25 protein-coding genes are annotated in these 26664 nt (G+C 58.2%); 16 read left to right on the forward strand and 9 right to left on the reverse strand.

What is annotated here, in order from left to right; all coding sequences use genetic code 11:
* Positions 1-16 precede the first annotated feature (16 nt).
* The 14 genes from ACZ41T_RS00865 (at position 17) to ACZ41T_RS00930 (ending at position 15728) form a co-directional block, all read left to right on the forward strand.
* A complete protein-coding gene (locus ACZ41T_RS00865) occupies positions 17-868 on the forward strand; it encodes a DsbC family protein (RefSeq protein WP_464922650.1) in 852 nt (283 codons plus the stop codon).
* Positions 865-1425 carry a type IV conjugative transfer system lipoprotein TraV gene (traV, locus tag ACZ41T_RS00870; RefSeq protein ID WP_464922651.1) on the forward strand — a complete coding sequence of 187 codons (561 nt, stop codon included), beginning with the start codon at positions 865-867 and terminating at the stop codon, positions 1423-1425. The genes ACZ41T_RS00865 and traV overlap by 4 nt, the downstream gene beginning before the upstream one ends.
* Positions 1422-3998, forward strand: a complete 2577-nt coding sequence (gene traC, locus ACZ41T_RS00875) for a type IV secretion system protein TraC (RefSeq protein ID WP_464922652.1) — start codon at positions 1422-1424, stop codon at positions 3996-3998. Before traV ends, traC begins: the two co-directional genes overlap by 4 nt.
* The gene (locus ACZ41T_RS00880; RefSeq protein ID WP_464922653.1) at positions 3995-4477 is read left to right on the forward strand and encodes a hypothetical protein; all 483 of its coding nucleotides are present in this window, start codon (positions 3995-3997) and stop codon (positions 4475-4477) included. The genes traC and ACZ41T_RS00880 overlap by 4 nt, the downstream gene beginning before the upstream one ends.
* Positions 4474-5019 (forward strand): S26 family signal peptidase, encoded by a 546-nt coding sequence (locus tag ACZ41T_RS00885; RefSeq protein ID WP_464922654.1) that lies wholly within the window; start codon positions 4474-4476, stop codon positions 5017-5019. The genes ACZ41T_RS00880 and ACZ41T_RS00885 overlap by 4 nt, the downstream gene beginning before the upstream one ends.
* Complete coding sequence (gene traW, locus ACZ41T_RS00890) at positions 4988-5644, forward strand: type-F conjugative transfer system protein TraW (protein ID WP_464924009.1); 657 nt, start codon at positions 4988-4990, stop codon at positions 5642-5644. The genes ACZ41T_RS00885 and traW overlap by 32 nt, the downstream gene beginning before the upstream one ends.
* A 2-nt stretch (positions 5645-5646) precedes the next feature.
* Complete coding sequence (locus tag ACZ41T_RS00895; RefSeq protein ID WP_464922655.1) at positions 5647-5826, forward strand: hypothetical protein; 180 nt, start codon at positions 5647-5649, stop codon at positions 5824-5826.
* Complete coding sequence (gene traU, locus ACZ41T_RS00900) at positions 5826-6833, forward strand: conjugal transfer pilus assembly protein TraU (protein WP_464922656.1); 1008 nt, start codon at positions 5826-5828, stop codon at positions 6831-6833. The genes ACZ41T_RS00895 and traU overlap by 1 nt, the downstream gene beginning before the upstream one ends.
* 18 nt (positions 6834-6851) lie before the next feature.
* Positions 6852-7535 carry a type-F conjugative transfer system pilin assembly protein TrbC gene (trbC, locus tag ACZ41T_RS00905; protein WP_464922657.1) on the forward strand — a complete coding sequence of 228 codons (684 nt, stop codon included), beginning with the start codon at positions 6852-6854 and terminating at the stop codon, positions 7533-7535.
* The gene (locus ACZ41T_RS00910; RefSeq protein ID WP_464922658.1) at positions 7532-8644 is read left to right on the forward strand and encodes a hypothetical protein; all 1113 of its coding nucleotides are present in this window, start codon (positions 7532-7534) and stop codon (positions 8642-8644) included. The genes trbC and ACZ41T_RS00910 overlap by 4 nt, the downstream gene beginning before the upstream one ends.
* Positions 8641-9936 carry a conjugal transfer protein TraN gene (locus ACZ41T_RS00915; protein ID WP_464922659.1) on the forward strand — a complete coding sequence of 432 codons (1296 nt, stop codon included), beginning with the start codon at positions 8641-8643 and terminating at the stop codon, positions 9934-9936. Before ACZ41T_RS00910 ends, ACZ41T_RS00915 begins: the two co-directional genes overlap by 4 nt.
* Positions 9937-10395: 459 nt before the next feature.
* Entirely contained in the window at positions 10396-11211 is an 816-nt protein-coding gene (locus ACZ41T_RS00920; RefSeq protein WP_464922660.1) for a conjugal transfer protein TraF, read from the forward strand.
* A 14-nt stretch (positions 11212-11225) separates the two neighbouring features.
* Complete coding sequence (locus ACZ41T_RS00925) at positions 11226-12695, forward strand: conjugal transfer protein TraH (protein ID WP_464922661.1); 1470 nt, start codon at positions 11226-11228, stop codon at positions 12693-12695.
* 6 nt (positions 12696-12701) lie between these two features.
* On the forward strand, positions 12702-15728 hold the full coding sequence (locus ACZ41T_RS00930) for a conjugal transfer protein TraG N-terminal domain-containing protein (RefSeq protein ID WP_464922662.1): 3027 nt from the start codon (positions 12702-12704) through the stop codon (positions 15726-15728).
* 18 nt (positions 15729-15746) lie between these two features.
* Here the strand turns inward: ACZ41T_RS00930 and ACZ41T_RS00935 are convergent, their stop codons facing one another.
* The 5 genes from ACZ41T_RS00935 to ACZ41T_RS00955 all read right to left on the reverse strand — a co-directional run bounded on the left by ACZ41T_RS00935 (position 15747) and on the right by ACZ41T_RS00955 (position 21028).
* A complete protein-coding gene (locus ACZ41T_RS00935; RefSeq protein ID WP_018078996.1) occupies positions 15747-16259 on the reverse strand; it encodes a hypothetical protein in 513 nt (170 codons plus the stop codon).
* A 177-nt stretch (positions 16260-16436) separates the two neighbouring features.
* The gene (locus ACZ41T_RS00940; protein WP_018078995.1) at positions 16437-16976 is read right to left on the reverse strand and encodes a type II toxin-antitoxin system VapC family toxin; all 540 of its coding nucleotides are present in this window, start codon (positions 16974-16976) and stop codon (positions 16437-16439) included.
* Positions 16976-17230, reverse strand: a complete 255-nt coding sequence (locus tag ACZ41T_RS00945) for a type II toxin-antitoxin system Phd/YefM family antitoxin (RefSeq protein ID WP_018078994.1) — start codon at positions 17228-17230, stop codon at positions 16976-16978. The genes ACZ41T_RS00940 and ACZ41T_RS00945 overlap by 1 nt, the downstream gene beginning before the upstream one ends.
* Before the next feature lie 83 nt (positions 17231-17313).
* Positions 17314-18282, reverse strand: a complete 969-nt coding sequence (xerC, locus tag ACZ41T_RS00950) for a tyrosine recombinase XerC (RefSeq protein ID WP_464922663.1) — start codon at positions 18280-18282, stop codon at positions 17314-17316.
* Positions 18283-18538: 256 nt separating this feature from the next.
* Positions 18539-21028, reverse strand: coding sequence for an EAL domain-containing protein (locus ACZ41T_RS00955; RefSeq protein ID WP_462724084.1), 2490 nt, complete (start codon positions 21026-21028; stop codon positions 18539-18541).
* Between ACZ41T_RS00955 and ACZ41T_RS00960 the strand changes: the two genes are divergently transcribed.
* Positions 20963-21316 (forward strand): hypothetical protein, encoded by a 354-nt coding sequence (locus tag ACZ41T_RS00960; protein WP_464924028.1) that lies wholly within the window; start codon positions 20963-20965, stop codon positions 21314-21316. The genes ACZ41T_RS00955 and ACZ41T_RS00960 overlap by 66 nt on opposite strands.
* A 288-nt stretch (positions 21317-21604) precedes the next feature.
* Here the strand turns inward: ACZ41T_RS00960 and ACZ41T_RS00965 are convergent, their stop codons facing one another.
* A complete protein-coding gene (locus tag ACZ41T_RS00965) occupies positions 21605-22843 on the reverse strand; it encodes an RNA polymerase factor sigma-54 (protein ID WP_051068533.1) in 1239 nt (412 codons plus the stop codon).
* Positions 22844-23065: 222 nt separating this feature from the next.
* On the opposite strand from ACZ41T_RS00965, the gene ACZ41T_RS00970 reads away from it, so the two are divergent.
* Complete coding sequence (locus ACZ41T_RS00970; protein WP_081601635.1) at positions 23066-23185, forward strand: DUF4113 domain-containing protein; 120 nt, start codon at positions 23066-23068, stop codon at positions 23183-23185.
* A gap of 3 nt (positions 23186-23188) precedes the next feature.
* On the opposite strand, the gene ACZ41T_RS00975 is transcribed toward ACZ41T_RS00970, so the two are convergent.
* The 3 genes from ACZ41T_RS00975 to istA all read right to left on the reverse strand — a co-directional run bounded on the left by ACZ41T_RS00975 (position 23189) and on the right by istA (position 26575).
* The gene (locus ACZ41T_RS00975; protein WP_026177556.1) at positions 23189-23854 is read right to left on the reverse strand and encodes an SOS response-associated peptidase; all 666 of its coding nucleotides are present in this window, start codon (positions 23852-23854) and stop codon (positions 23189-23191) included.
* A 431-nt stretch (positions 23855-24285) separates the two neighbouring features.
* Positions 24286-25062 carry an IS21-like element helper ATPase IstB gene (gene istB / locus ACZ41T_RS00980; protein ID WP_320384080.1) on the reverse strand — a complete coding sequence of 259 codons (777 nt, stop codon included), beginning with the start codon at positions 25060-25062 and terminating at the stop codon, positions 24286-24288.
* Positions 25052-26575, reverse strand: a complete 1524-nt coding sequence (gene istA / locus ACZ41T_RS00985; protein WP_464922664.1) for an IS21 family transposase — start codon at positions 26573-26575, stop codon at positions 25052-25054. The genes istB and istA overlap by 11 nt, the downstream gene beginning before the upstream one ends.
* Positions 26576-26664 lie beyond the last annotated feature (89 nt).

Raw genomic sequence — 26664 nt, forward strand, 5'->3', positions numbered from 1 at the left:
GAGACACCAAACCAGAATGAAAACCCTGTTGCCCCAACTGTTGATTCTGTCCTGCATGCCGGGATTTGCGCTAGCTCAGGATGTGAAAGGAAACACTGTTCTGGCGCCTCAAAACGTGAATATTGTGGCCGCAGATGCGGCCATGATGGATGCCGGCGATGCTGCGCGTGCGAACGATCAAGTCGCGATCCAGCGCAATCTGCGGCTGATGTACCCGAAGACACGCTTCGGAATGATTTCGGCCACCCCGCTGCCGGGCATCTACGAAGTCGTGATGGGCCGCAATGTCGCATTCGTGGAAGAGTCGGGGCGGTATTTCATTTTCGGGCGCATGTTCGACATGGAGAAGCAGGAGGACATCACCTCCGGAGCCGATGCTGCGCAGCCGACGTCACCTGCCGTCGATTTCGCCTCACTCCCGCTGCAACACGCGATCAAGAAAGTGCATGGCCAGGGTCGCCGGGCGCTTGCCGTTTTCTCGGATCCGGACTGTCCGTACTGCAAGAAGCTGGAGCAGGAGCTGGCGAAAGTGGATGACGTGACGGTCTACACCTTCCTTATGCCATTGGAGCAGCTTCATCCTGATTCGCGCGCGAAGGCCGATGCGGTCTGGTGCAGCAAGGATCGCTCGGCCGCCTGGTCCGCGCTGATGCTGGATGGCAAGGTTCCCAAAAAGACCAAGGGCTGTGAGGCGCCGCATGAAGCGGTGCTGCCTCTGGCTGAGAAGTTGGGGGTCAGCGGTACGCCTTTCCTGGTGGCCGGCGATGGCAGAACCATGCCGGGAGCTGCGGCTGCCGCGCGGATTTCCACCTGGCTTGATGCCGTGATGAAGCCTGTCGAGGCCAATGTTCAGGGAGGCACACAATGAAAATCGGGTTTCTGTCGCTCGCCGCCGTGACCTTGATGAGCGCGGGTTGTTCTTCATTCTCCGGACTCTCTGGCTCGAAATCGGAACTGGCTTGCAAGGCCCCCGATGGGGTGATCTGCACGTCGGTTTCCGGCATTTACGCGAACTCCCTGGACGAGGCCTTGCCGGGGCAGCAACAACCGAAACCCCAGGATAAATCTTCGCAGGATGCTGGCAGCAAGGATTCAAAGGATGGCGCGACGATGCCGCCTCCTGGCTCTTTCTCCCCTCGCGACCTGGCGACGCCGAACAGCGGCGATCCGATTCGCATGGCGCCGTTGGTGCTGCGTGTATGGATCGCACCTTGGGAGGATACGGACGGCGATCTGCATGATCAGCACTATCTCTACACCGTGGTCCACCAAGGCAAGTGGCTGATCGAAACGAACCAGCAGCAGATTCGTGACGCGTACAAGCCGGTGTTCCCGCTCAGGGGTAAGGATAAGCCCGAGGAGGAACGTCCGGTTGCAGATGACGCGATGCCCGGCGTATCGGGTCAGAGGGGCGGCAATCCATGATGTCCGCGCTGGCGCAACCATTTGTTTCGCTCAAAACGTGGCTGACGCGCGAGGACGAACTTGCGACGCCATCCCCAGTGGCGGACGAGAACCACTTCACCACGCGGCAGGACTACAACCGCTTCTCTGATCTCTTGCCCTGGACGGGGTATTGGGAGACCGAGAAATTATTCGCCATTGAGGGCGAGGCAGAAGGCAGCATCGAGGCGATTGGCTACGCCATCGAAATGAACCCGCAGACAGGCGCTACAGACGACATGGCGCGCCTGATTCAGGAAATCTACCGGGACATGCCAGCCGGAGCCGGGGTGCAGGTTCAGTTGTGGGGGAGCCCGGACATTGATGTCTTCCTGAACAATTTTAAGAAGGTGGTGCGCCCCGAATTGCTACAGGACGACGCCCAGCGTTCATTGATCGCGCGCATGACGGCTGAGCGTTATGCCCATTACAGGAAGGCATCCCTCGTTCCGCCCGTCAGCTCGCGCCCCAGCGTGATGCGTCGCTACCGGGTGCTGCTGTCTGTCGCGATGCCGGTGAAGGATGTGGAATACCGAACGCTGGAACGCATCATCGCCCTGCGCGATGCCCAGGTATCCAAACTCAAGACGTATTACCAGTTCGAGCGGGTCTGGGAGGCGGAAGATCTCATGTCCTGGGTGCGCACCATGTTGAATCCCGCACAACATTCAGCCGATCCGGTCTGCTATGACGGCGGACAGTCATTGCGCTACCAGGTGATTACCCGTGACACCGTGGCATCGGTGGGCAGGCTCGGCATCACCCTGCGCTCGCCAGAAGGGGTTGCGGTCTGTGTGCGTGCGCATTCGGCGCAAGGTTATCCGAAGCAGTTCGACCTGCATCAAGTCGCCAGCATGCTGGGAGACGCCAATAAGGGATCCATGGGCTACCCCTGCCCCTTTCTCATCACCATGGGGGTGCAAATTCTGAATTACGACGAGCACAAGAATCTTACGCAGATGAAAACGGCCCGGGCGATTCAGGTTTCGGAAAGTCCGATGGGTAAAGCGCTGCCGGACGTGAGCAAGCGGGCGGCGGACTGGAAATTGTTGCAGAACGCCTACGACGAGGGGGGAGGTGCATTGCGTCTGTACCATCAGGTGCTGCTTTTCCCCAGTCCGGATGCCGTAGCCGAAGCGGACGAGGCGGCCAGAGCCATCTGGCGCAGCCTGGGCTTCGCACTGAGCCCCGACACCTATATGCAGACCCAGGCGCTGATGTCCTCGCTGCCGATGGCACTCGGTCCCTCCCTGCAACGCGACATCAAGATCGCGCAGCGGTTTTCCACCAAAACGACCGCCAACGCGGCCAATCTGTCGCCTGTTCTGGGCGAATGGCGCGGTGTCGGGGCTCCGGTGCTGACCTTCACGGGGCGTAATGGCCAGACCATAGGCGTGAATCTGTTCGACAACCCGTCTGGCAACTACAACGGTTGCGTGGTGGGAACGTCCGGGTCTGGCAAATCCGCATTCCTGAACGAACTTGCCGAACGCTATCTGGCGATGGGGGCGAAGGTCTGGATTATCGACGTGGGCCGTTCCTACGAGAAGCTGTGTCACGCGCTCGGCGGTCAATACATCGAGTTCACCAAGGAAGCGAATGTCGTCCTCAATCCGTTCACCATGGTGAACGAAATCGACGAAGACATGGAGATGTTGAAGCCGTTGATCGCCCAGATGATCTCCCCTGGACGCCGACTGTCAGATTACGAACTGTCCCAGCTCGAACTGGCGATTCGAGGCCTTTGGGAAGAGCGCGGACCGCGATCGAGTATCGACCTTCTTGCGGAGAAGCTGAAGCTCGCCTGTCACGATGGCGGCACGCTTGAGCATGGCGAGGAAGAGGCCTGCGATCCACGCATCCGCGATCTGGCGGTGCAGCTGACTTCCTACACCTCGCTGGGCAGCTACGGCCATTACTTTGAAGGCCAGCACACGGTCAATTTCAATTCCAATCTGGTTGTTCTGGAGTTGGAAGAGTTGAAATCCAAGAAAGACCTGCAGGCGGTGGCCCTCTTCATCCTGATGTACCGCATCACCCAGGAAATGTACCTGGCGCCGCGCGAACAGCCCAAAGTGGTGATCCTGGATGAAGCCTGGGATCTGCTCACGGGCGGTCAGACGGGTGACTTCATCGAGGCGGGCTACCGCCGCGCCCGGAAATACGGCGGTGCCTTCCTGACGGGCACGCAGGGCATCAACGACTACTACCGTAGCGCAGCCTCACAGGCCGCACTGGAAAACGCTGACTGGCTGTTCATGCTCCGGCAGAAGCAGGAGTCCATTGCCAAGCTCGAAGAGAAACTGGCCTTCACGCCGCACATGGCTCACCTCGTCAGCAGCTTGCGCACCGAACAGGGCAAATATTCGGAAGTGTTCGTCTCCTGTGGCCAGGCTGGTTACGGGGTCGGGATGCTACTGCTTGACCCCTACTCCCAACTCATGGGTTCAGCCAACGCACGCGATTTCTCAGCCGTGCGGCAGAAGCTCGAAACTGGCTTGTCCATGGCCGATGCGGTCGATGCCGTTCTGCAGGATCGGAAGGCGGCGATATGACCGAGATTACAAGGGCCGGGAGTAATTCTGCTGAAGTATCGGCTACGGAAGATCAGGCCGTGGCTCAGCCTGAGATGGGGTGTGATTTTCTTATGGTGAGCGGGATTTCGCTGTTGATGGCATTGCTCGTCACAACAGTGACGCTTGCGGCATACCACTTCTGGCTGGCGAAACCGACCGCGGGATTCGCGATGGTAGACCTCGCCAGTGTCGTCAAAATCAAGGAAACCGAATTCACCACTTTGCTCTCCCGTCCGAATGTCAGCGACGAGGACCGGGAGGCTGCTTACCTGATGGTCAGCCGGATCGGCCCTGCGATCGAACGCGCAGTGGACAGGCTGCAGAAGGAATGCGGCTGCACCATCGTGGTGAAGTCGGCGGTGATCGCGGGGCCGGCCGAGGATCTGACGCCGCGTTTAAAAGCGATGCTCGGCATGTCGACGGTGACTGAGGCTCAAGGCTTCGGAGTGAAACCATGACGAAGGCTGTAGTCGCCCCAGGCGCGGGCAACTTATGGAATCGTTGGCTGGTTTACTGGCATACCGAGATGATTCCGCACCTCCGCCGCAACTGGCTGTTTTGGGGCGGGTTGGTGGTCGCCATCCTGCTCTTCAATGCGTTCTTCACGTTGGCGATTACGGTCACGGAAAGCCTGCCGTACCGGGTGTTTGTGGTGATCAAAGGCGACCTGAATATCAAGCGCGGCGATTACATTGCCTGGCGCTGGGCGGGCGGCGGGCCGTACAAGGCCGGACTTTCGTTCGTGAAACAGGTGCGTGGCATGGCGGGCGACACCGTGACCTCAGAGGGTCGGGATTTCTTCGTGAACGGCGAGTACATGAGCACCGCCAAGCCGCGCACCCGGACAGGCGAACCGTTGGCGCTTGGCCCGACCGGCGTGATTCCGGCCAACCATTTCTATGTTTACGCACCCCACAAGGATTCGTTGGATTCGCGCTTTGCGCTGACGGGCTGGATTCCGCTTGAGCGTGTCTCCGGGCGCGCGATCCCACTGTTTTGACATGCTCAAAAAGGCTCTGGCGATGATTCTGTGTGGGTTGATCATGTATCCGGCCTGGGCTCAGGAGATTTTGGGGCCTTCCTATCCCATCACCGAACCGGACATGCTTGAAGCGATACAGGACAAGCTCAAGTCCATGGAAAAAAACGGCCGTCTCGGCCAGCTCCAGAAAGAAGCCATCGAGCGATCGAAACAAAGCATCGAGCGACCTGACCCAGTGAAAGGCATCGTCAAGACGCGCCAGCCGCGCACCTTCTACTTTGATCCGTCGTGGCGCGTCCCGCGCGACATCACCACGCCAGAGGGCAAAGTCATCGCGCGTGCGGGTGACATGGTCAACCCGCTCGACTATGTGCCCCTTTCAAATCACCTGTTTTTTTTCGATCAGAGCGACCCGAAGCAGGTAAAGAAGGCCGCCGAGATTATCAAGCGCTTCAACGGAGCGGTGAAGCCGATTCTGGTCGCGGGGGAACCCTTGGCGCTCACCCGGCAGTGGAAACGGCAGGTGTACTTCGACCAGAGCGGGCATCTGGTGAGGCGCTTCGGGATCAAGCAGGTTCCTGCGCTGGTGTCGCAAGAGGTAGCGCAAAGGCGCTTGCGCATCGACGAAATGAAAGTTGACTGAACGTGAATACTTTTACCTGTATTGCCGATCCCGGACTGACCCTGCTAATTGCTGAATGGTCAGATATCCACAGGCCGCATTGGGGCAGCACCAGGATCGTGGCCTGGGACGACAACCGGCTGCAAAGCCTGATCATCAAGCTGACAAAGAAGCCCGTGGGCTTGCTGGGAAGGTTCAACTGATGAGCTCGCTGCTCCGGAACATTCGTGCTGTTCTGGTGCTTGCCTTTGCGGTTTCGCCCAGTTCATGGGCGGCAACGACCACTTGCACCGGCAAGTTCATGAATCCGATCACGGATGTTTGCTGGTCGTGCGCGTTTCCTCTCAAGGTTGGCGGCACCACGATCATGGATTTTGGCCAGGAGGATTTTGATAGCGGTGTGAGCAACCCGCTGTGCGCATGCTCAAGTCCGCCCAAGGTGGGTTTGAGCATCAGTTTTTACGAACCGGCGCGGCTGGTCGAGGTGGTGCGCAAACCCTACTGCTTCCCCTCCCTTGGCGGGATCACCATTGATCCCGGCGTGCCGGCGCCAGCGCATGTTCAAGCGCGTGGGGGTAAATCGTTCTACCAGGCTCACTGGTACATCAGTCCCCTGATGTTCTGGCTGGAAGTCATCGTCGATAACCCGTGCCTGGAACAGAATGTTTTCGACCTGGTGTATTTCACCGAGCTTGATCCGCTGTGGGCGGACTCGGAGCTGACCTTCATCCTCAATCCTGATGCCGTGCTGTTTGCCAATCCGCTGGCTCAGGGCGCCTGCGCCGCGGATTGCGTGGCTGCCACGGCGGGCTTTCCCCTGAACGAGCTTTTCTGGTGCGCGGGCTGCCAGGGATCCATGTACCCGCTCAATGGCTGGGTGGGCAACCATGTCGGCGCCGTGCAGGCATCGACACTCATTGCCCAGCGCATGACCAACAAGATGCACCGCGAATTGCTGGTCTGGGGCGCGCACGGAACGTCGGGGCAGTGCGGCTACTACCCCATTCCGCTCATGGATAAGCGCGCCTACAAGACCCAGATGACCTACCCCATCCCCAACACCAAGAAAGAGGATGGCAAATGTTGTTCAACCATGGGACGCACAACGGTCATTTCAGGCGTAGGGAAGGAGTTCCCATACAAGGGCGAGGATTTTGCTTACATGCTCTTTCGCAAGCGGGACTGCTGCCAGGGTGCCTTTGGACTCTGATCGATGAAGAAGCCTGTGATGAAAATGCTGTTGCTTGTTCTGTTCGCTGCCATCGTATCCGCTGGGTATGCGGCTGACACCCCCCCTACCCTGCCAGAGATAAATGGCTATGGCGATGAGGCAGTGGCGCGGCAGAAGTCGAGTCAGGCGATCGATGCTGCCAGTCAGGCGGCGCGCAATGGCGCGGTTCGCGCCTTTCCAAAAATCAAGGTTCCATCTTCCGGCGTGGACATCGGCCAGATTGCGGCCCGCTACAACCAGACAGCGCAGAAACCGGAAGACGACAATCTCATGATCTTCGTCACCCTGGGCATGCCGGCCAAAGCGCTGATAAATCTGGCCAGACAAGCCGCGCGCACGCGTGCCGTGCTGGTCTTGCGAGGGGTCGAGGGCGGGATGGCCAAGGGGAACTGGCCGCGTGCCATGGAGGCACTGAAGCCGATTGCCGAAACGGGTGCTTCCATCATCATCCACCCCGATTTATTCCGGACATACAAGGTTGTTCAAGCCCCCACGTTTGTCCTGACGACAGGACGGCAGGGCGAGGCCTGCCTAAACAACCTGAGACAGGAATGCAGCCAGAGCCTGCGCGCTACTGGCGATGTCACCCTGGATTACGTGCTTGAGCGCTGGGCACAAGGCGGCAGTCCACTGGCCGCTGAGGCACGATCACGGCTGGCCATGCTGGAGTACCGGCCGTGAAGGCTTTACTGCTTCCACTGTGTCTGGTCTCAAGTGTGACCTGTGCCGACATGACCGCGAACGATGCCTTCAATGAGGGCAACACCTTTGGCAAGGCGAATGTTGGAACAGCCAAGAGCAAGATCAGCACCACCACAGCGAGCGACGCCAACACGGGGGTGCCGAACTATACGGCCACCGATCCTGCTTCCAGCTACTACATGGGCGGCACAGGTAGCCTGACGGCGCCAGCCACCGCGGGGGTCACTGGCTGTACGTCCACCGCAGGAACGGCAGATCCCGATCCACATACCCACGGGAAGTGCGAAGGCGTCAGGATGCTGATGAATGACCCTGGCAAGAAGAACGTGATGTTCCCGCTCAACTCCACAACCGACCCGCTGGTTGTCAAACGCAACACGGTATCGGGCGATGCAGAGACATATCTCGGCAGCCTGATCGTGAGCGGGGGTTATGCCGGATGCGCAGAGAAGACGGTCAAGGATCCAGACAAATATGAGACAGAAACGTGCAATCAATATTTGACTGCTGGGGAAGAGCGGTGCGAGGAAGTGCTGTCGGTCATCGTAACGACCAAGTTCTGCACCCCTGGTGAAATCCTCTTCGCATACAGCACTTATAAGGGAGACACGATCCGATTGATCTGCGACCCAGACCCCTCAAAGATAAGAATTACGGGCAATTTCAACGGGTGGTGCTATTGGGACTACAGCGCGTATCAGCACCTGGCTTTCGTGAGCGTGGAACCCACACCCACAGTCTTGCAAAAGGGAGTCGTTGCCTATTACAAGCCGACAGGGAAAGGCGCGACTGGTGCAATCAAAGGCCCAATAGCCACCATGCATCCAGATGTGACTCCAAACAACGTGTTGTTCGGGAGCTATTACCGCCGTGGATGCATGCTGGAATTGAAACCCAGCACTTGTGATTTGAGCAATGAAACCTGCACATTCAATCTGCGTTTCATCAATCAGTACAACTGGGATGATAGCTACTATCCCGACATTGATGTTGCCGTAACCACGCCGCCAATGAATACCCCTCAGCACCACGCTGAGGAGGATGTCTGGGATAACCAATGCACGGCGTTGGAGGCCAGGCTTCCATGATGCCGCTAACCTTGATGCGGCTGGTAGCCCGGCTACTCATCGTCACACTCCTGTTCCCCTTGCTCTCGTCTCCGGTGCTGGCAGGGGATGGCACCTGCACAAAGAATTCCAGGGTCTGCATCGAGGGGCCGGAAACGCGCACGATAAGCGGCTACCCGGTGACTCGCGATTGCTGGAAATACGAAAGCAAGTACGACTGCATCTCCCAGAACTATGTGGACGATTGTGCGCCTCTAGCTGCGCAGGGGTGTGCGCAGATCGGATCAAGTTGCGTGGACTATGTGGACGGTGATCCAGCCAAGTGCTCGCTCTATGAGCAAACGTATCAATGCAAAGTGGCAGATGGTGAGTCTAAAACCATCACGGATTGCGGCGGGAAAACCTACTGCGTGGATGGCACGTGTTTCGATGCGGGCTACACGCCGGACGGTGATTTTGCGCTGGCGATCACTGGTATGGAGGCGCTGCGGCAGGCCGGCAACTACATGGACCCGGATACCCTGACGCTGTTCAACGGCAAAAACAGCAAATGCAGGGTGACGCTCGGGATTTTTAGTTGCTGCAAGACGAACTCGATGGGGAGCAACCAGAACAACAGCGACATGATGACCAGCATGGGCGCGAGTCTGGTGAAGAGTTTCGGGACTGAATCAATCCAATATTTAGGGTCTACAGCAGTCTACGATTCGCTGTTCCAATCGGACGCCCCGAATTTCCTGATAAATGGAATGGAGTCAATTCTTGGGGGAAGCGGATCTTCATCGGTGTTTAGTCCTTCGTTCAGCTATTTTGGTCTGACGGTTGGATACGGCGCCCCAGCAGCCGGTACGACCGTTCTGCTTGGGGAAAGCGGGACGTTCTTCGTCGGTTTCGACCCCGCTTCGTTTGCGATTGCCATCGCGATCTACATCATTATGGAGCTCGTTTCATGCGAACAAGAAGAGCAAATTCTTGGCATGAAGCGCGGGCAGAATCTTTGCGTTCATGTCGGAACCTATTGCTCCCAAAAAGTCCTTGGTGTCTGCGTGCAGAAGAAGCAATCGCACTGCTGTTTCAACTCCCGTATCGCAAGATTGATCGCCGCTTCCGGTCGATCTCAGCTTGGCAAATCCTGGGGGAGCCCCCAAAGCCCGGATTGCGGTGGCCTAACCCCTGCCGAACTCCAGAGCATCGACTTCAGCTTGATCGACTTTTCCAGCGTGGTGGCGGATGTGAAGGCCAGCGTCAAAATCCCGGATTACGCAATCGACCGTGCCACGATAAAGATCAACAGCTACTACGGCACGCCTTAGATTGATTGGAATGAGAGGCGATCATGAAGTCATCTTTGTCACTAACCATGTTCAGAACATGAATCGGACAATCGTAATGTTGCTTCTAACTCTTCTTGGATCCAGCCTTGAATCCGTGGCTGCTCCGACGCTACCTGAGACAGCCAATGTGCGAGGCTTGTTACTTGCGGCCATTGACTCACGGGACGGGACCGCCAAAGCCTGGCTCATCGGTGATATGGCTCAGAAGCTTAAGAACGACACGAAGGCGCCTCCGAACACGCGGGTCAAGGCATCCGTAACGACTGTGCAGGTTATCCGGCCCGGCTGTAAGCGGTTGAGGCTGGTGCTTGGCATGCCAGACCACAAAATGAGAACGGTGAATGGCACGATGGAGCCGTTCAGCATGTTCTACGAACTCAATCTATGCAGGGATGGCCAGCCGCCACAGGTCTCGTCTGTCGGGACGGGAGAGGCGCGTTGAAGCGACTGATTGCCCTGCTTGCTGCAGCGGCTTTGTTGATAAGCCAGGCAGCGTTTGCCATCACCGACTCGGGCCCTGCAAATAAAGGCTGGTGGGACGATACCCCGTGGCAAAACCCGGAGCGCGGGTTCAACTGGTATCCACCGGACGCACCGCCGGTGAAGAAGGACAAGAAGGTTGATACCAAGCCGAAGTCCATCAAGGCAATGACAACGATGGAGGATCTGCAGAAGGAGCTGGCCAGGCTAAAAGACCTGGCCATCATGCAGCCCACCCAAGCGAACGTGCGCAATTACCTTGAAGCGCAGACCTATGTGATGGACAAGAGTTCGGTCTTCGCCGACACCGCACGCCGCGTGGTATGGGCCACACCATCGGTTGACTACAACAACCGGTCACCGACGGCCACCTTCGCCCAGCTCAACAAGAAAGATATGCGGCGTGAAGCGCAGGAGCAGACCCTGGCCGAGCTGTCGCGAGACTACGGCCTGATGTTTTTCTTCCGATCGGACTGCCCCTACTGCCATCAGCAAGCGCCGGTGTTGCGCCTGCTGGAGCGAAATTATGGCTTGCCCGTGATGGGCGTCAGCATGGACGGTGGAACCCTCCCCCAATTTCCTGATGCCAGGCGCGATAACGGCATCTCGATGACCGTGAGCAATGGCCAGGGCATCCAGATGGTGCCCGCGCTGTTTCTGGTTCACCGGGAAACCCGGCAGGCCGTGCCGATCGGCAGCGGCGCGCTGGCGATTGATGAAATTATCGAGCGTATCCGCGTGTTGACCCGCACGCAGCCCGGCCAAGAGTTCTGAACAAGGAGTCCATCATGAAAATCAGCACACGTCTGAAGCCCGTCTCCCTCATGCTGGCCCTGAGCCTGGGACTGGCCGTTCCAGCCACGACCTCGATCGCAGCCGGGTCTGACTGGATGAACGACTACTTTAATTCCGCAGGGGCGGCGATGAATGTCACGCCTTCTGCTGTGTATGAGTCGCAGGGACAAACGACAATGGCGCTGGGAGGATTTTCTTACCGCGCGCCGCAGCGCGCCACCAATCTCTTCAGTTTCTCCCCGCCAGGCTACAAAGCGGGCTGTGGCGGGATCGACGCCTGGCTCGGAGCCTATGGCTTCGTCAACATGGATGCGTTCGTTAATGCGCTGCGAAACATCGGGCAGAACGCCGTGGGCTACTTCTTCCAACTTGCTCTCAAAACCATGGCACCCGAGATCGATGGACTGCTGACCGATCTCTCAAAGACGATGAATCAGCTCAACCAGTTCCAGATTGGCAGTTGCCAGGCGATCAAACAGTATGTCGGAACCACGCCGGATACCCGGAACATGGATATGGAGCAGCGTGCCCAGGTCTTCGGCTCGGCCCTTACCGGCTCCTATGGATCGTTCTTCAATGCCAAGGAAGATACTCAAACCAGTCCGGCGAATACGAAGGCCGCCTACGACGCGGCATGCACCGTGAATGCCGCGCTTTGCCTGGACAGCGCGGGGAATCCGGTACTGAAATCGGATTTCAACCTCGTTTACGACGCCCTTGAACGTGCGGGCGGGTATTCCAATGAAGAAATCGAACTATACATTTCGCTCTTCGGGACTATCACCTTCATCAGGAACAGCAGCGACATCGCCAGCGGCTTCACCACGGAATATTTCAAGCCAACCATCACGTGGGAGGATTTTTTGGGGCCGTTGTCCGGCACGCACACCATGAGGGTCCGTGAGTGCCCGTCCGGTTCCGATTGTCTTCCCTATGCCTCGGCAACGGACGAAGGAACACCCCGTACAACCGTGGGGATGACGGCAATCGTGTATGAGCAGCTGAATAAGCTGAAGGATGCCATTGTCACCAGAACAGCGCTGACGGACCCGAAAGCGTTACAGGTGATCGCCATGACCAGCACGCCGATTTATCAGATGATCGCCCAGTCCATCCACAGCGGCCGTGGCTCGACGATTGTTGCCGATCGCATCATTGATGGCTTCTCGGAAGCGATCGCTACTGAAATCGCATTCCGCCAAATGCAGGACATCAGCCGCGAGGTCGATGATGCGCTCAACAAGACCAAAACAGTTTCGGTTAAAGCCGATGTCAAGGCGATAGACGACTTCCAGGGGAAACTGGCCGAAATCAAGAACACGGCCATCAAGATCTATGGTCTCAAGCAGGAAGACATCTCCAAGAAGATGGGCAATGTGGCGATGATGATGGACTTCCAGCGTCAGATGTACACGAGCCTTGGCCCGCGGCTGACCTCCAATATCGAATTCGGCAGCCGCTGATCCGGTATGGATACCATCTACGCCTATTGGGACGCCCAGCAGATCAAGTATGTGCTCGACGCTGTAGCGATGCTCACCTCGATGAGCGACTACACCGGCTTGATGAAAGTCTTCGCGATATTCGGGTTGTTCGTTGCCGTCGCCACGACTTTCGTGAAGGCACGCGGCGAGGATGCAGCAATCTATATGCTGATGCTGGCCATCTGGTATGTAGGCCTCTTCTTGCCCAAGAAAGATGTGGTTGTGGTCGACGTGGCGGGTGGTTCCGGTACGTATACAGTGGCCAACGTCCCTCTGGGGCTCGCTGTTTTCGCCAGTGCGGAAAGCCACATAGGCTATTGGCTTACCAAAGTCAGCGAAACGGTATTTGCGCTTCCTGGCGATATTTCCTTTGAGAAGACCGGCTTCATGTTCGGATCGCGTGCCATCAAGGATAGACAGAGCGTGCGGTTCTACGATCCCAATCTGGTCAGCTCCCTGACCAACCTGACCAAGGATTGTGTTTACCCGGAACTGAACAACAACGGGGCTTTTTTCGATCAGATCATGAAGTCTGGCGACATCTGGGCAGACATCGCCCCTCAGATGAACCCCGGGCTGCTGGTTCAGGTTTATGACAACGCTGCAGGCGTCTACAAGATCGTCGGCTGTGATCAGGCCTGGTCTTACATTGATGCCCAGATCAACCCGCATGTTTCAAATGACATCCTGCCCCGCCTGGGCAGGATGCTCAACCCGAGCGCACCCACCTCTGCAGCTGCCTCCGCACTGGTGGCCGCTCAATTACCTGCCGTAGACAGCTTCATTTTCGGGGTGAGTCAAACCGCTCAGGAATCCATCAAGCAGGCGGCGATGATCAACCTGATCGCAGACTCGACGGTTTTCGTGCCACAGATGATCGGCGATACGACATCGGCGCAGGTCGCGCTATCGACGGCGATGGCATCTGCCAGCGCAAACAGCAGCTATCGCACCATGGCCAAGATTGCCGAGTCGTCCATGCCCCTGATCCGAAACGCCATCCATATCGTGATTCTGGCGCTGTTTCCCATCGTCATGCTCCTGATCATTGTGGCTGGATCAAAGGGTGGCCTGGTTCTCAAAACCTATCTCATGGCCTTGTTATGGATCAACCTCTGGGCACCGGTTTACGCAGCACTGAATTTCTTCACGAGCTGGTACGCGACGCTCGGTGCCAAGGCTGCCGTCGACGGGATGAATCCCCTCTCCTACGCAAGCCATCAGGCGTTGATGCACTCCATGATTTCCGATCAGGGGGTTGCCGGTATTCTCACGCTCTCAGTACCGGTCATCGCCTACATGCTGACCAATGTCAGCGCGGCATCTTTCACCAGCGTCATATCAGGCGTCATGAGCCCGGCAAATTCCTCAGCTCAGGCCGCCGGTGCGCAGGTCGGCACCGGGAATATCAGCGCTGGCAACACCCAATGGGGCAATGTCACCATGGGGAACTGGAGCGCGAACAATAGAAGTGCGGATCAATGGAATACCGCGCCGATGAACCGGCATGGTGCCGCGATCGACCAGGCTGTTGGAGCGGACGGTACGGTGATGTCGTCCTATGGAAATGGAACATCAACCGCAGCGCAACCTATGAATGCCCTGAGGGTGGGGGCTTCTGTCACAGCCGGTCAGAACGCCGGTCTGCTCAAGCAAGCCGGTAAACACGCATCGGCCGGGCAAGCCCATACCATCGCTGCAGGGAAGGCGGAAGAAAGCATTCTGTCAAAAGCCCGTGCCCATCTGTCGTCGCTCGCCACCACCAACCAGAGTGGCTTTGGCGGCAGATCGAGCTCGGGAGGGGATTTCACGGGATCATTTGGTACGTCTGCAAGTTCAGGAGATGAATCAGGGAGCGACGCCAGTTATACGACCAAAAATCAAGCTTCGCAGAAAGGTTCGGTACGGGCTAACGCCGGTGGCGATATTGCTCTTGGTGGCAACCAGACCGTGACACCGGCAACCATCAAGGATTCGGCTTCCAGCGACGGGGGGGGTATCCAGTCGCGGGATTCGAGAAACGGGAAAGCGGCAGTCACAGGCAGCCTAAAAGGTGGAATTGATATTGCACAGGAATATGCGGCCGGGATCCAGAAGCAAAGCCGCACTGGTGAGAAAAGCGCGGTACTGGGCAATGCCGATGCAAGGCAGGCATTCTTCGATCGGCTGGAGAAAGACCGCGATTTCCGGCATTCGGTGCTTGGCCAGGATGCGGACAGCCAAACTACAGGTGCGACACTTAGCATCCGGCGCACGCACCTCGACCAGGCGCAAGCTGAATTTCGCCAGGCTGAAGACCTCACCCAACAAGCCAATCAGAGCTCATCCCGCGGAGTGGGCGTCAGTTACGATCCGCTCAAGGATCCGGGAAATACGAATGCCGCGTTGGCATTGGTCGAAGCCGTCGAAGCCGCGCCAGCTGGACAGCGCGACCAAGTGGCGCTCAATGGCCTGAAGACCATAGGATACGATCAGGGCGGCCAATTGCCATCTGCTTATCAGGATGGCACAGCGGTGCGTTCCACTCCAGAGGAAGTCCAGGCGCTGGCACAAGCCATGATGGACGATCCGGCTTTGGCAAATCAGATACGCGCCCTGCATGCGGGCCATCTCAGGGATGTGCCCAATTCAGGCGCGCCAGTAGGCGCCGGATCCGCAGCCGCCAACTCCAACAGCGATCTGCCGGGCAAAGCCCAGGACTATCACGACCAAGGCAAGGAGAAGCAGCAAATGGCGATGGACTACCACGAGGCGAAACAGGAATCAGGCGAGTTGCGCTACCAGGGGGAGGCAGGCGATGCCGCGCCCCAATCGCATAGTGTGGCGATCTACAACAAGCTCATGAATACAGCGGAGGACGCCGCCACCGCCGACATGAGGCTCTCGCTGCAGCAAGCGCTTCCAAATGAAATCGCGGGAATCAAGGTGCCAAGAGCAAAACCTACCCTGGAGCAGTTCCAGGAAAAGGTCGGCTACCGGCCTGATGGGGCAAAGAAAGAACCGAAAGAATAGGGCTGGGCGATGAACCCTTCAGTCATCGTCATACATGGGGAATCCATTTGTGGAGTATCCATAACCATATGGGCCACCCACACTTGATATGCCATTTGGATAAATTTCATCCTCCTCCATCGCCCCGTCAGCAGGCCAGTCCCGCTTCTCATCGATCAGACCGAAGGTATTTGCAGCAGCGTAGACGACGAGTGCGAGCAGACCGCCGATGGCCGGGCCGACAGTCAGCGCGATCGCGGCAACTTGCGCCAGGCTGGCGGGCGTAATGCTCGCCAGCCCGAATACCTGGGGAGCCATCAACCAGGCAAATCCGATGATCGGTGCCAGGAAGGTCAGCAGCAGAGCCAGGGCGGTTTTGCGGTTGCGTTTCCAGTTGAAGTCATGCAGAGCGTAGCCCAGGCCTAAACCTACAAAGCCGAAGAAGGCCGCACTTTCAGCGATGCCTTTGTCCATGCCAAAACCGGCACCGGCAAGCATGCCCAGCGCCGCTCCCCCAAGCGGGAACAGAATTCGGCGGGTTTGAGTTTTCATGTTTTTCTCCTTTTTCCTGCTCTCCTGCGATGTTACTCAGGAGGGCATACCACCCTCCCCATCTAACGCATCATCTGCTCGCGGATGCGTTGCGGCACGAGTTGTCGTGGCTTCTGATACCTTTGCACACGCAGCAGCGAGAAAAGTCACGATTATGATTTTATCTACTTTCACAAACTACTTTTTTCTCTCGTCAGTCAGTCGGGTTCTGACCCGGCGCGCTTTTCCTTGAGGGCCCGCCTTCCGAATCTCGGTCAACCGTTTCTCGGTCAGTTCACCATCATTCGCCTCATAGGCGGTAATGGTCCACGGATTCAAAACCGGTACGCCGGTTGACTCAAAGTCGGCCACGTTTCGTGTTACGACGGTCATGCCATGTACCAGCGCCGTTGCTGCTATCAGGCAATCCCTGACTGGACGCGGGTCTGGTACATGAAGCCTCGCACTACACAGCGCAACCGCTGTATCGATGGGCAAGATACGACCTGAGAAAGCTGGCATGACGTGGCTACCCAGCCATGCCCGGAAAACTTCACCTTGCGCCGCATCCCGCCGCTCTGCAAGCAACACACCGATCTCCAGTTCCTGGATCGTGATCACTGACAGATAAAGATCTACGGCTTCGACACTATCGGCCCATCTGGCAACGTGCGCATCGGCCTTACCAAGGCGAATTTTGCGAAGTTCCGATACCACATTGGTATCGAGGAGGAACATCAGGCGAGTTCCGCTGGCCGAGCGATATCCCGCAGTTGCGGAATCTCGAATTCAACGTCCTCGATACCCGGCATCGCCAGCAGATCGGCAATCTTCTGATGGCCACCCGTTATCCGCTGGTACTCCTCAATGCACAGCAGCACATGCGCAGGTTTGCCGCGATCCGTGATGAATACTGGGCCATGCTTCGCAGCCTTCTTGGCCCGGCTAGCATCCTGGTTAAACTCGCGGCTCGATAGGGTCGTGATGGACATGGTGTCACCTCAAAGCAAACATTATGTAGAAATGTTACTACTTTAATTTATTTTTGCAATTGCTGTGGCGAATGACTATATGGCTAGGAATTCTCGGTGTCGCCCACTGGTTTGCTGCGTCTGGCCCTGGGGTGAGCCGAGTCATATACCTTCGCCAAGTGTTGCCAGTCCAAGTGGGTATAGATCTGGGTGGTGGTGATGTTGGCGTGGCCGAGCATCTCCTGAACCGCCCGGAGATCACCTGACGATTGAAGCATATGGCTGGCAAAGGCGTGGCGGAGCATGTGCGGGTGTACCGATTGCCCCAGCCCGGACTGCGAGACCCAGTGATCGAGGCGCATCTGTACGCTTCGCACCGAAAGGCGTCTCCCCCAGCTGCTGAGGAACAATGCCGGAGTATCGTTACCGCCAAGGAGTGCCTGGCGCCAGCTCAACCAGGTCTTGATCGCTTTACAAGCTTGCCTGCCTACCGGCACCACGCGTGTTTTGCTGCCCTTGCCGGTAACCCGTGCCTCCCCTGCTTTCAGATCAATGTCGATGAAGTCCATGCCCGTCAGTTCGGACACCCGCAAGCCCGATGAATAAAGCAGCTCGAACATGGCGTGGTCACGTGCCAGCAAGACATTTGAGTCAATATCCTGCTCCTTCTTGCCATCGAGGAGCTGGGCGCAACTATCGGGTGAAAGCGTCTTGGGAAGGGCCCGTTTTACCTTCGGACCTTTTTGCCCGACACACGGGTTGTTCAGGTACCCGAATCTCTGGATGGCGTATGAATAGAATCCTCGCCAGCTTGATATATGTCTGGCCACGCTCGCCGGCGACAGACTTTTCTTCCTGAGCTTGACGATCGCGTCCCGCACATCGGATGCCACTGCGTCAGCCAGTGCTTTCCCGCATTCTTCAGTCGCCTGGAGCAAAAAAAGAAGGTCCCGCTGGTAACTTTCAAGCGTGTTCGGAGAAAGCCGCCTCTCGGCCGCGAGGTGTTGCAGGTAGGCCGCAACATGCTGCCGGGAAAGCGTCGTGGCTTCCTTATTGTCCGTGTCGGACATCATCAAGTCTCATGGTCTCAGTTTCTCAACCGGGCGGGGATGTCTCCGCCCGGGTACTACCGCTTACCCAAAGATCCAGACCGCGATCATGAAGATCGCCAATCCGTGCCATCAGGCCAATATACCTAACATCTCCCTACACCATAAAGCGCAATTTGGAGATGAACTTGTATCAATGCATAGTATTTATTTTTAATACGATATAAACATACCGCATGTGCTTCCGCGCGACCAGGTCAAGTGGTTTGATGCCCACGGCTCAAGCCGGATTGAAATTTCCGGTGCTGCGTAAAAATGGGGAGATGTCCTCCGCCGGCAGCGGCTTGCTAAAAAAATAGCCTTGCATGGCATCGCAGTCCCGCTCAAGCAGGAAGTCGAACTGTTCCTGCGTTTCCACCCCTTCGGCCACGACCTTGAGGCGCAGGCTGTGAGCCATGGCAATGATGGCGGTCACGATCGCCGCGTCGTCCGGGTCGGTCGTAATATCCCCTACGAAGGATTTGTCGATTTTGATGGTGTCGATGGGCAGGCGTTTGAGATAGCTCAACGAGGAATAGCCGGTTCCGAAATCGTCGATGAAGATGCGCATGCCCTTTGCGCTCAATGCTTGCAGGGTCATGGCCGCCGTCGAGAGGTTCTGCATCAGGATGCTTTCGGTAATCTCCAGTTCCAGGCAGGACGGATCCACCCCCGTTTCCTCCAGCACCCGCTCGATGGTTTCAACCAGGTCGTGAATTCCGGTTGCTTCACCGCTAGCCGAACGGTGCCTGAACTGACGCGCCGACAGGTTTACCGCCACTGGCAGCGGGGGCACGCCTTCCCCTTGCCAGGCCTTGATCTGCAGGCACGCTGTCCGCAAGACCCATTCGCCGATCGGGATAATCAGGCCGGTTTCCTCCGCCAGGGGAATAAACTGGTCGGGCGGGATTATGCCCCTGACCGGATGCGCCCAGCGCAGCAATGCCTCCAGCCCGATCACGGCACCGCTCGCGAGATTCACCTTGGGCTGGTAGTCAAGCTGCAATTCGCCACGCTCCACGGCGCGGCGCAGGCTGTTCTCCAGCGTGAGCCGCTCCGACGGCAGGTTTTCCAGATCGGGCCGGTAGAACTGATACCCTTGGCCTTGCTCCTTGGCCTGGTACATGGCATTGTCGGCGCACCGGATAAGGTTGCCCGCATCGATGGCGTCCGAAGGATAGAAGGCGATGCCAATGCTGGCGGAGACGAAGACTTCATGCGTTTCCAGTTGAAAGGTATGAGCAAAGGTATCCATGATTTTCTGGGCGACGAGCGCGGCATCCTGTGTCCCGGAAAGCCCTTGCAGCAGCACCACGAATTCGTCACCCCCCAGCCTGGCCAGTATGTCGCCCTTGCGGAAGCAACCGGCGAGCCGTTCGGCCACCATCAGCAGCAGCTTGTCACCCAGCGCATGACCAAAGGTATCGTTGATCAACTTGAACCGGTCCAGGTCGAGAAACAGCACCGCCAACTGCGCCCCGTCCAGCGCCGCCTCGTCCAGGCTGATGCCAAGGCGCTCCCTGAAGAATTTTCGGTTGGGCAGATTGGTGAGCGGGTCATGGTTGGCCAAGTGCACCAATTGGCGCTCAAACTGCTTGCGCTCGGTCAGGTCGCGCAGCACGTAGGTGATGAAACGCCCCGTGGACCCTTCGAACACGCTGCTGGATCCCTCCACCATGAAAACCGTGCCGTCCTGGCGCAGCCCCTGGGTTTCCCACACCTGGGCATGCTGCAATCCTTCATCCAGTTGGCAGGACAGCGGTTCCGGCAGCACCGTCCCGATCGGCCGTTCCAGCGCCTGGTTGCGGCGATAGCCGAACATGCGCTCCGCCGCCCGGTTGAAATAGGCGATTTCCCCCTGGGGATCGGTCATGATGATCCCGTCGTGGGCGGTTTCCGCCAAATCCCGGAAACGGCGTTCGGATTCCAGCGCGGCTGCGCGCAACGCTTCCTCCTCGGTAAGATCCTCCACGATCAAAAGAAGCCGAGCTTCTTCTTCTTCTTCTTCTTCCGCAAGCCGGATTCCAGTCAGCGTCACGCGCACCGGTTTGCGCTCGTCGCCGCCCGCCTGCCCCATGGCGAAAAGCACGTCATGCTGGGCGACGCCGGTGGCCAGAACTTCCAGCGCCCGTCCCCGCAAGCCGTCGGCCGCGAGCACTTCCATCAGGTAGCGGCCGTGCACGGCCTTCTCGGTGAGTTCGAACCGTTCCAGAAAAACCCGATTGGCGGACAAAACGGTGAGATTGGGCGAGAGCACCAGCAGTCCGTCGGGAATACTTGTGAATACGATGTTGGCATACTCTTTTAACGCAAGGATCGTTTGCTGGTCGGCCTGGATATAGGTGTCGATGGCGAGTCCCATGTCCAGCAGAACGATCTTGATCAGCGCCTGGCAGGTGGCGACAAACGCCTCGGGGTCTTTTCCGAGCCGCTGCCAGAGTTCGGGAAGCAACCCCGACAGGTACTTGCTGTAGGCGCCCAGATACCATTCCGGCGCCAGGCCGACGCGCTGGTGTACTACGCCGACGCGTAGGCGGTGGAGGATGTAATCCGGCCCGTAGTCGCCCGCGGTGAGGCTGTCGAAGTATGCCGCCTGGGTGCGCTTCAAACGTTCGAGCGTTTGCGCGCCGGGCAACAACGCCCGTGTTTCCTCGAAGGCCAGGAGATGGGTGTAAAAGGCATTGGCGAAATCCGGCGCGAGGGTTCGCAGGGCTTCGTGCAGCGTTCGCAACCGCGCGACGTCGTCATCGGTGAATTCCAGAAAGGCCTTGCGCCGGACGACGGCAGCATCGTCCAGTCCAAGCGTGCGCACCACGGCCTCGACGGCCATATCCAGAGGCTTCATGTTTCCGGACCTCGCAGCAAGCCAGGAAAGGGAGATGAAATCACTGTCAAGCTTGCTTGCTTGCTTGCTTGCGCAAGATTTCTTCCATATCACGCCACTGAACCTTATGGTTGTTCTTGTTCATTTCTTAAGTGCCCGAAATCGGTTCGGGTAGTGCTGGATTTGGATGCATGATATATCGATATATCGACGGGCTGCGCGCTTCCTTATAACGGCCATGGCGATAGCGCCGTACCGAATAGTGATCATCGCTCTCGCCATGACCGTACCCACCCTGGCCTTTATGCCCTTCAGAGTGCTCCGCGCGCGGAAGGTTATCGTGTGGCTGCGCGAGGTTCACAGGGAGCACAGAAAACAATCAATATGTTTCGTGAACAAACCGCTTTACCGCGGATGCAAGTATTCACACGTACGGCTTTGATCATCCCCCATGAACCTCGTGGTTAACTGCTTTATATCGTTTTAAGGACTCATGCGGTTACATGGCGGCGGCTCGCCGAACGTCTCGCAAAACACCCGGTACAACTCACGCTCCACCCAACGCCAGCCTTCGTTCACCAGGCGAAACCGCACCCGCGCGGCGCCGTCGGCCACGTGACGATACAGCAGCGCATTATCGCTGCTGCCTCGCAGGTGGTCGCCGAGGCGCTTGCGCAAATCACCGGCCGATCCGATATAGACCACGCCATGCGGCACGACCGGCACACTTTTCCCCGGCCAGTTCTTTTCTTCACCACTGAGGCGGAAAGTGAAAAGCGTCCTGATCTCATACACGCCGGAATGAGCCGGAACCGCAGTCCGCAGTGCTTGAGCGGTCAGCGGCACCAGAGCGGAAAACCCCTCGGTCGCGGCCAGGTAATCCGTGCGCTGGCTGCGGTGCTTGTAATCGGGAATCGCCAAGTCATGCCGAATATTGGCCACTGTACGACGCGACAACCGGATGCCATGTTCCCGCTTGAGGATAGCGGCGATAGCCTCGTCTGTCAGCGGCCCCCGAATTAACCCTTCTTCTACAAATGTTTTTTCTGTTTTTATCAGATGATCCACGAAATGACAATGAACTTGCCGCGGTTTCGGGAACAGGGTGCTTAACGGCACCGCTTTCCCGTTTGCCAGCGCAATCGACAATCCACGCACCAGCCGGGAGATCCGGCCAGGATCCGCCACCACGGAAAGATTCGACTCCGACCGCAGCCGGCTGGAAGTCTCCGCCTGGGTCAGGGCGATGAGCGACAAGGCTTGCCCGGAGCGCAGATACGCCGCTTGTGATACCAGCACCGCCTGTATCAGTGCATGGGTGAGCCGGTTCCGGGTATTGATGAGGCGTAGCCTATGTAACGTCCCTGTGAAATCTCTGGGGGTTTCCTCGCGTGCCATCAGGCGGTTCATCCCCTCTTCGTCGAACCGGTACTCACGCGCATAACTGTTGCGATGGTAAAGGAACATCAGGTTCTGGCCCGCCTCGTGAATTTCTCCCAGGATCGGGGATGCTTTGGCTTGGGGTATGCCGGCCGCATCATGCACCACCCGTGCATCTTCCAGTCGCCCGACGGTGACCCAAGGGCGCAGTGCGTTAAACCCGATGGATGACTCCGTCTGGGTCACGAGGCGGTCGAAAGCCCGCAGCGGCAACTCCAGAAAACGGGCGAGCATGATTTTGCCGAGCAGTGCGGCGTCGATATTGTTATTGTGGTGCTGCAAGCGCTGTCCCGCCGACAAAATGTTTGAGGTTCTTCTTCTGCTAAGCCTGCGGAGAGACGGGATGATCGATGACTCGGGAGTGTTTGTCTACGGGGGGTTCCGGGACCCAGCAAAGCTGGATTCAAGAATATTCTTTTCAATGCGGGAGCTTAGCCGGTGCGTCGACCGTTCCCCGTCGTTCAACGGGGGCTGCCAAGGCTGCTCGATGACATAAATGACCGGATGGGGCGTGATTCTGTTCGCCTGGCGGTAGCGAATCAATCCAGACCTTGGGCAATGAAACGAGGGAATGTCTCGCCAGCGTATACCAGCTCATGGAAGCAGGTGGCGATCGTCCGGTAATCTCTACTCGGTCGTCGCAAGGGGCTCGATCAAATCGGCGCCTTCCTCGGCCGAACGGCTGACACGCTTGCTTACTGGCCAAGCCTGCATCGCTTCAGCCCGGAAGGGTTTTACAAGTGCGAAGGCATCCACCGGTGGAGCGGACAACCAAGCCTCGTACTGCACGGGAGCAATGATCACCGGCATCCGGTCGTGAACTGGCACCATGATTTCGTTCGCCCCTGTCGTGATGAGGCAGCACGTCCGAAAAATGTCGCCGTCAGGCGCACGCCATGACTCCCAGATGGCACCGAACGCGAAGGCCTCGCCAGCGCGCATACCGAAATAATACGGCTGTTTGCTGCGGCCTTCAGTTTTCCATTCATAGAAGCCATCGGCGGGCACGAGACAGCGCCGGCGCTTGAAGGCGTCACGGAGGGGCTTGTCGGCCACAGTTTCGCCTCTGGCGTTGCTTAGGCGGGCGCCAATGGCTGGATCCTTGGCCCAATGTGGAACTAACCCCCAGCGCAGCAGGTGTAGCACACGCTTGCCTTCCGGTGATTGGCGTATAACCGGGATGTCCGTGCCGGGCGAAATGTTGTAGCGAGCTGGGAAATCCTCGGACTCGTCAAGACCGAACCTAGCAACCAGCTCGCTGGCGGGAGTCTTGAGCGCATAACGTCCACACATGCAATAAACCTCAGTGAGGGGCTCGTATCTGCCCGTCCAGTATTCTATCCACACAACACCAGTTCATGAGCTGCAAGCTGCTCTATCTGCTCGGGCAATCGATACATTCCTGACCTACCACCCATAGCGCGCCTCATGAAGCGCTGCGTAACCGGGTCTTCCAAGATTTCGTGCCAAGAGACTCCTTTGGCGGATGAAGAGCCTGTCGTCACACAGTTCCGGCTACGTGTAGACCACTTCACGACATCACGCAAAATAAGTGTTATAAGAATATATATGTTATATTTTTCCATAACATATGGACAAGCACATGGACCAGCGGAACGACAGCCCACAGCAACGCCTCTCTTTACTTGAACTGTTGAATTGCATCCAAATCTGACCCGGGAATTGCACTGAATTTTGACCCACCCGGATGAGCCGATTATGGCTCAGGTTGCTGCCGATTTTCTGGTTTTTCCCTCCCTGCTGGTCATGGTTGAACTGTTGCGGAAGCGAAAGCTCTCGTTGCCCGTTTCCACGATATGGCAGTGATGGGTCAGGCGGTCGAGCAGCGCCGTCGTCATCTTCGGATCGCCAAACACCGAAGCCCATTCCGCGAAGCTCAGGTTGGTCGTGATGATCACGCTGGTCCGCTCGTAGAGCTTGCTGAGCAGGTGGAACAGCAACGCTCCGCCGGCCTGGCTGAAGGGCAGATAGCCCAGTTCATCCAGGACCACCAGGTCGGTATGCATCAGCCGATTTGCCCACTGCCCCTGCTTGCCCGCCTGCTTCTCCAGTTCCAGCGCGTTCACCAGTTCCACCGTCGAGAAGAACCTGACTCGCCGGTGCAAATGCATGATCGCCTGCACCGCGATCGCCGTCGCCAGGTGCGTCTTGCCAGTCCCCGGTCCGCCGATCAGCACCACGTTGTGGGCGTCATCCATGAACTGCCCGCGGTGCAGCATCCGGACCAGGGCTTCATTGACCACGCTCTGGCCGAAGTCGAAACCGGACAGGTCCCGGTAGGCCGGGAAGCGCGCCGCCTTGATCTGGTAGTTCACCGAACGGACTTCCCGTTCAGCCACTTCGGCCTTGAGGAGCATGTCGAGAATGGTTTGCGCGCCCTGATACGCGGGGGCGCTTTGCTCCGCCAGTTCCGCCATGGCCTGCGCCATGCCATGGAGCTTCAGCGCCTTCAGGGTTTCGATCATCGCACTAGGCTGCATGACGTTTCTCCCTCAGGCTGTCGTAGCGGATCACGTTGGCCTGCGGCTCGACGCCGAGCACCAGATCCTGCGGTGTCGTGACCGGGGCCGGCGGCAGCTGCTCGACTAGGCGGCCGAGCAGATTCAGGACGTGCAGCTTGGATGGCACACCAGATTCCAGCGCGAGCTCGACGGCCGACAGCACCGCCTCCTCGTCGTGATGCAGCACCAGCGCCAGGATCTCGACCATCTCCCTGTCGCCTCCCGGACGTTTGGTCAGCTGGGCCTGCAGGCGCTTGAAGCCGTCGGGGAGTTCAAGGAAGGGGGCGCCGTTGCGCAAGGCGCCGGGCTTGCGCTGCAGCACGGCCAGATAGTGACGCCAGTCGTAGAGCGTCTGCCCGCCCGCATGCCGGCGGTCGAAACAGCGGACGTGCTCGGCAATGACGTGGCCCTCCGTTGCCATGACCAGCCGGTGGGCATAGACGCGCAGGCTGATCGGGCGATTGGCGAAGGTGGCCGGGACGCTGTAGCGGTTGCGTTCGAAGTGGACGAGACAGGTCGGGGAGACCCGCTTGGTGTGCTCGACGAAACCATCGAAGGGGGTGGGCGCCGCCATCAGGATGGGGCGCTCTTCCGCCCAGACGTCGGCGATGGTGCGGTCCTTCTGCTCCGGGTGCGCCAGTTCCGACCAGAGCGCGATGCAACGCGCCGCAAGCCAGTCGTTCAGGTCGGCCAGCGTATCGAAGGCCGGGGCACCGTGCCAGAGCCGGTGCCGGGAATCCTGCACGTTCTTCTCGATCTGGCCTTTCTCCCAGCCGGCGGCAGCATTGCAGAACTCGGCATCGAACACGTAGTGGTTGACCATGACCTGGAAGCGCAGGTTGACCTGCCGCTCCCGTCCCTTGCCAATCCGGTCGACCGCGGTCTTCATGTTGTCGTAGATGCCGCGCCGGGGAACCCCGCCCAGCACCGCAAAGGCATGGTTGTGGGCATCGAACAGCATTTCGTGGGTCTGCAGCGGATAGGCGCGCAGCAGAAAGGCCCGGCTGTGCGACAGCTTGAACTGGGCAACCTGCAGCTTGGTGCGTTCGCCGCCGATCATGGCCCAGTCCTCGCTCCAGTCGAACTGGAAGGCTTCGCCGGGGGCGAATGTCAGCGGAACGAAGGCGCCGCGGCCGGTGGTCCTGGCGGCCTCATGCTGCATCTGCCGCCAGTGCCGGGCAAAGGCGGCGACCCGATCATAGGAACCCGTGTAGCCAAGCGCGACCAGATCGGCATGGATCTGCCGCAGGTTGCGGCGCTGCTTGCGCCCCTTGCTGGACTCGGTCTTGAGCCAGGCCGCCAGCTTGTCGACAAAGCCATCAAGCTTGCTCGGGCTCTGCCGATCGGGGTAGTGGGGGTCGGTGACCCCGTTGCTCAGGTATTTGCGAACGGTGTTGCGGGACAAACCCGTGCGTCGGGCGATCTCCCGGATTGCCATTCCATCTCGCAGGCGCCACCGCCTGATTACACTCAATAACGCCACGTCGATCACTCCTGTGTCTCCCGCTCAGTCCTGAGCAGGTCAGTGTCTCTACGTGGGTCAAATTTGCATGCAAATTCCTACGTCTGGTGGGTCAGTTT

The sequence above is a fragment of the Thiobacillus thiophilus genome (genome assembly GCF_055378705.1).

What these genes read in the sequence shown, in the direction of transcription:
- ACZ41T_RS00915 (WP_464922659.1), top strand. Translation starts at nt 8,641, where the DNA reads ATGATGCCGCTAACCTTGATGCGGCTGGTAGCCCGGCTACTCATCGTC.
- ACZ41T_RS00975 (WP_026177556.1), bottom strand. Translation starts at nt 23,854, where the DNA reads ATGTGTGGACGTTATGCGCTCAAGACTCCCGCCAGCGAGCTGGTTGCT.
- ACZ41T_RS00970 (WP_081601635.1), top strand. Translation starts at nt 23,066, where the DNA reads ATGGGGCGTGATTCTGTTCGCCTGGCGGTAGCGAATCAATCCAGACCT.
- ACZ41T_RS00865 (WP_464922650.1), top strand. Translation starts at nt 17, where the DNA reads ATGAAAACCCTGTTGCCCCAACTGTTGATTCTGTCCTGCATGCCGGGA.
- ACZ41T_RS00935 (WP_018078996.1), bottom strand. Translation starts at nt 16,259, where the DNA reads ATGAAAACTCAAACCCGCCGAATTCTGTTCCCGCTTGGGGGAGCGGCG.
- traC (WP_464922652.1), top strand. Translation starts at nt 1,422, where the DNA reads ATGATGTCCGCGCTGGCGCAACCATTTGTTTCGCTCAAAACGTGGCTG.
- trbC (WP_464922657.1), top strand. Translation starts at nt 6,852, where the DNA reads ATGAAAATGCTGTTGCTTGTTCTGTTCGCTGCCATCGTATCCGCTGGG.
- ACZ41T_RS00925 (WP_464922661.1), top strand. Translation starts at nt 11,226, where the DNA reads ATGAAAATCAGCACACGTCTGAAGCCCGTCTCCCTCATGCTGGCCCTG.
- traU (WP_464922656.1), top strand. Translation starts at nt 5,826, where the DNA reads ATGAGCTCGCTGCTCCGGAACATTCGTGCTGTTCTGGTGCTTGCCTTT.
- traV (WP_464922651.1), top strand. Translation starts at nt 865, where the DNA reads ATGAAAATCGGGTTTCTGTCGCTCGCCGCCGTGACCTTGATGAGCGCG.
- ACZ41T_RS00930 (WP_464922662.1), top strand. Translation starts at nt 12,702, where the DNA reads ATGGATACCATCTACGCCTATTGGGACGCCCAGCAGATCAAGTATGTG.
- ACZ41T_RS00880 (WP_464922653.1), top strand. Translation starts at nt 3,995, where the DNA reads ATGACCGAGATTACAAGGGCCGGGAGTAATTCTGCTGAAGTATCGGCT.
- ACZ41T_RS00940 (WP_018078995.1), bottom strand. Translation starts at nt 16,976, where the DNA reads ATGTTCCTCCTCGATACCAATGTGGTATCGGAACTTCGCAAAATTCGC.
- istB (WP_320384080.1), bottom strand. Translation starts at nt 25,062, where the DNA reads ATGCAGCCTAGTGCGATGATCGAAACCCTGAAGGCGCTGAAGCTCCAT.
- ACZ41T_RS00960 (WP_464924028.1), top strand. Translation starts at nt 20,963, where the DNA reads ATGGGTGTAAAAGGCATTGGCGAAATCCGGCGCGAGGGTTCGCAGGGC.
- ACZ41T_RS00885 (WP_464922654.1), top strand. Translation starts at nt 4,474, where the DNA reads ATGACGAAGGCTGTAGTCGCCCCAGGCGCGGGCAACTTATGGAATCGT.
- xerC (WP_464922663.1), bottom strand. Translation starts at nt 18,282, where the DNA reads ATGATGTCCGACACGGACAATAAGGAAGCCACGACGCTTTCCCGGCAG.
- ACZ41T_RS00945 (WP_018078994.1), bottom strand. Translation starts at nt 17,230, where the DNA reads ATGTCCATCACGACCCTATCGAGCCGCGAGTTTAACCAGGATGCTAGC.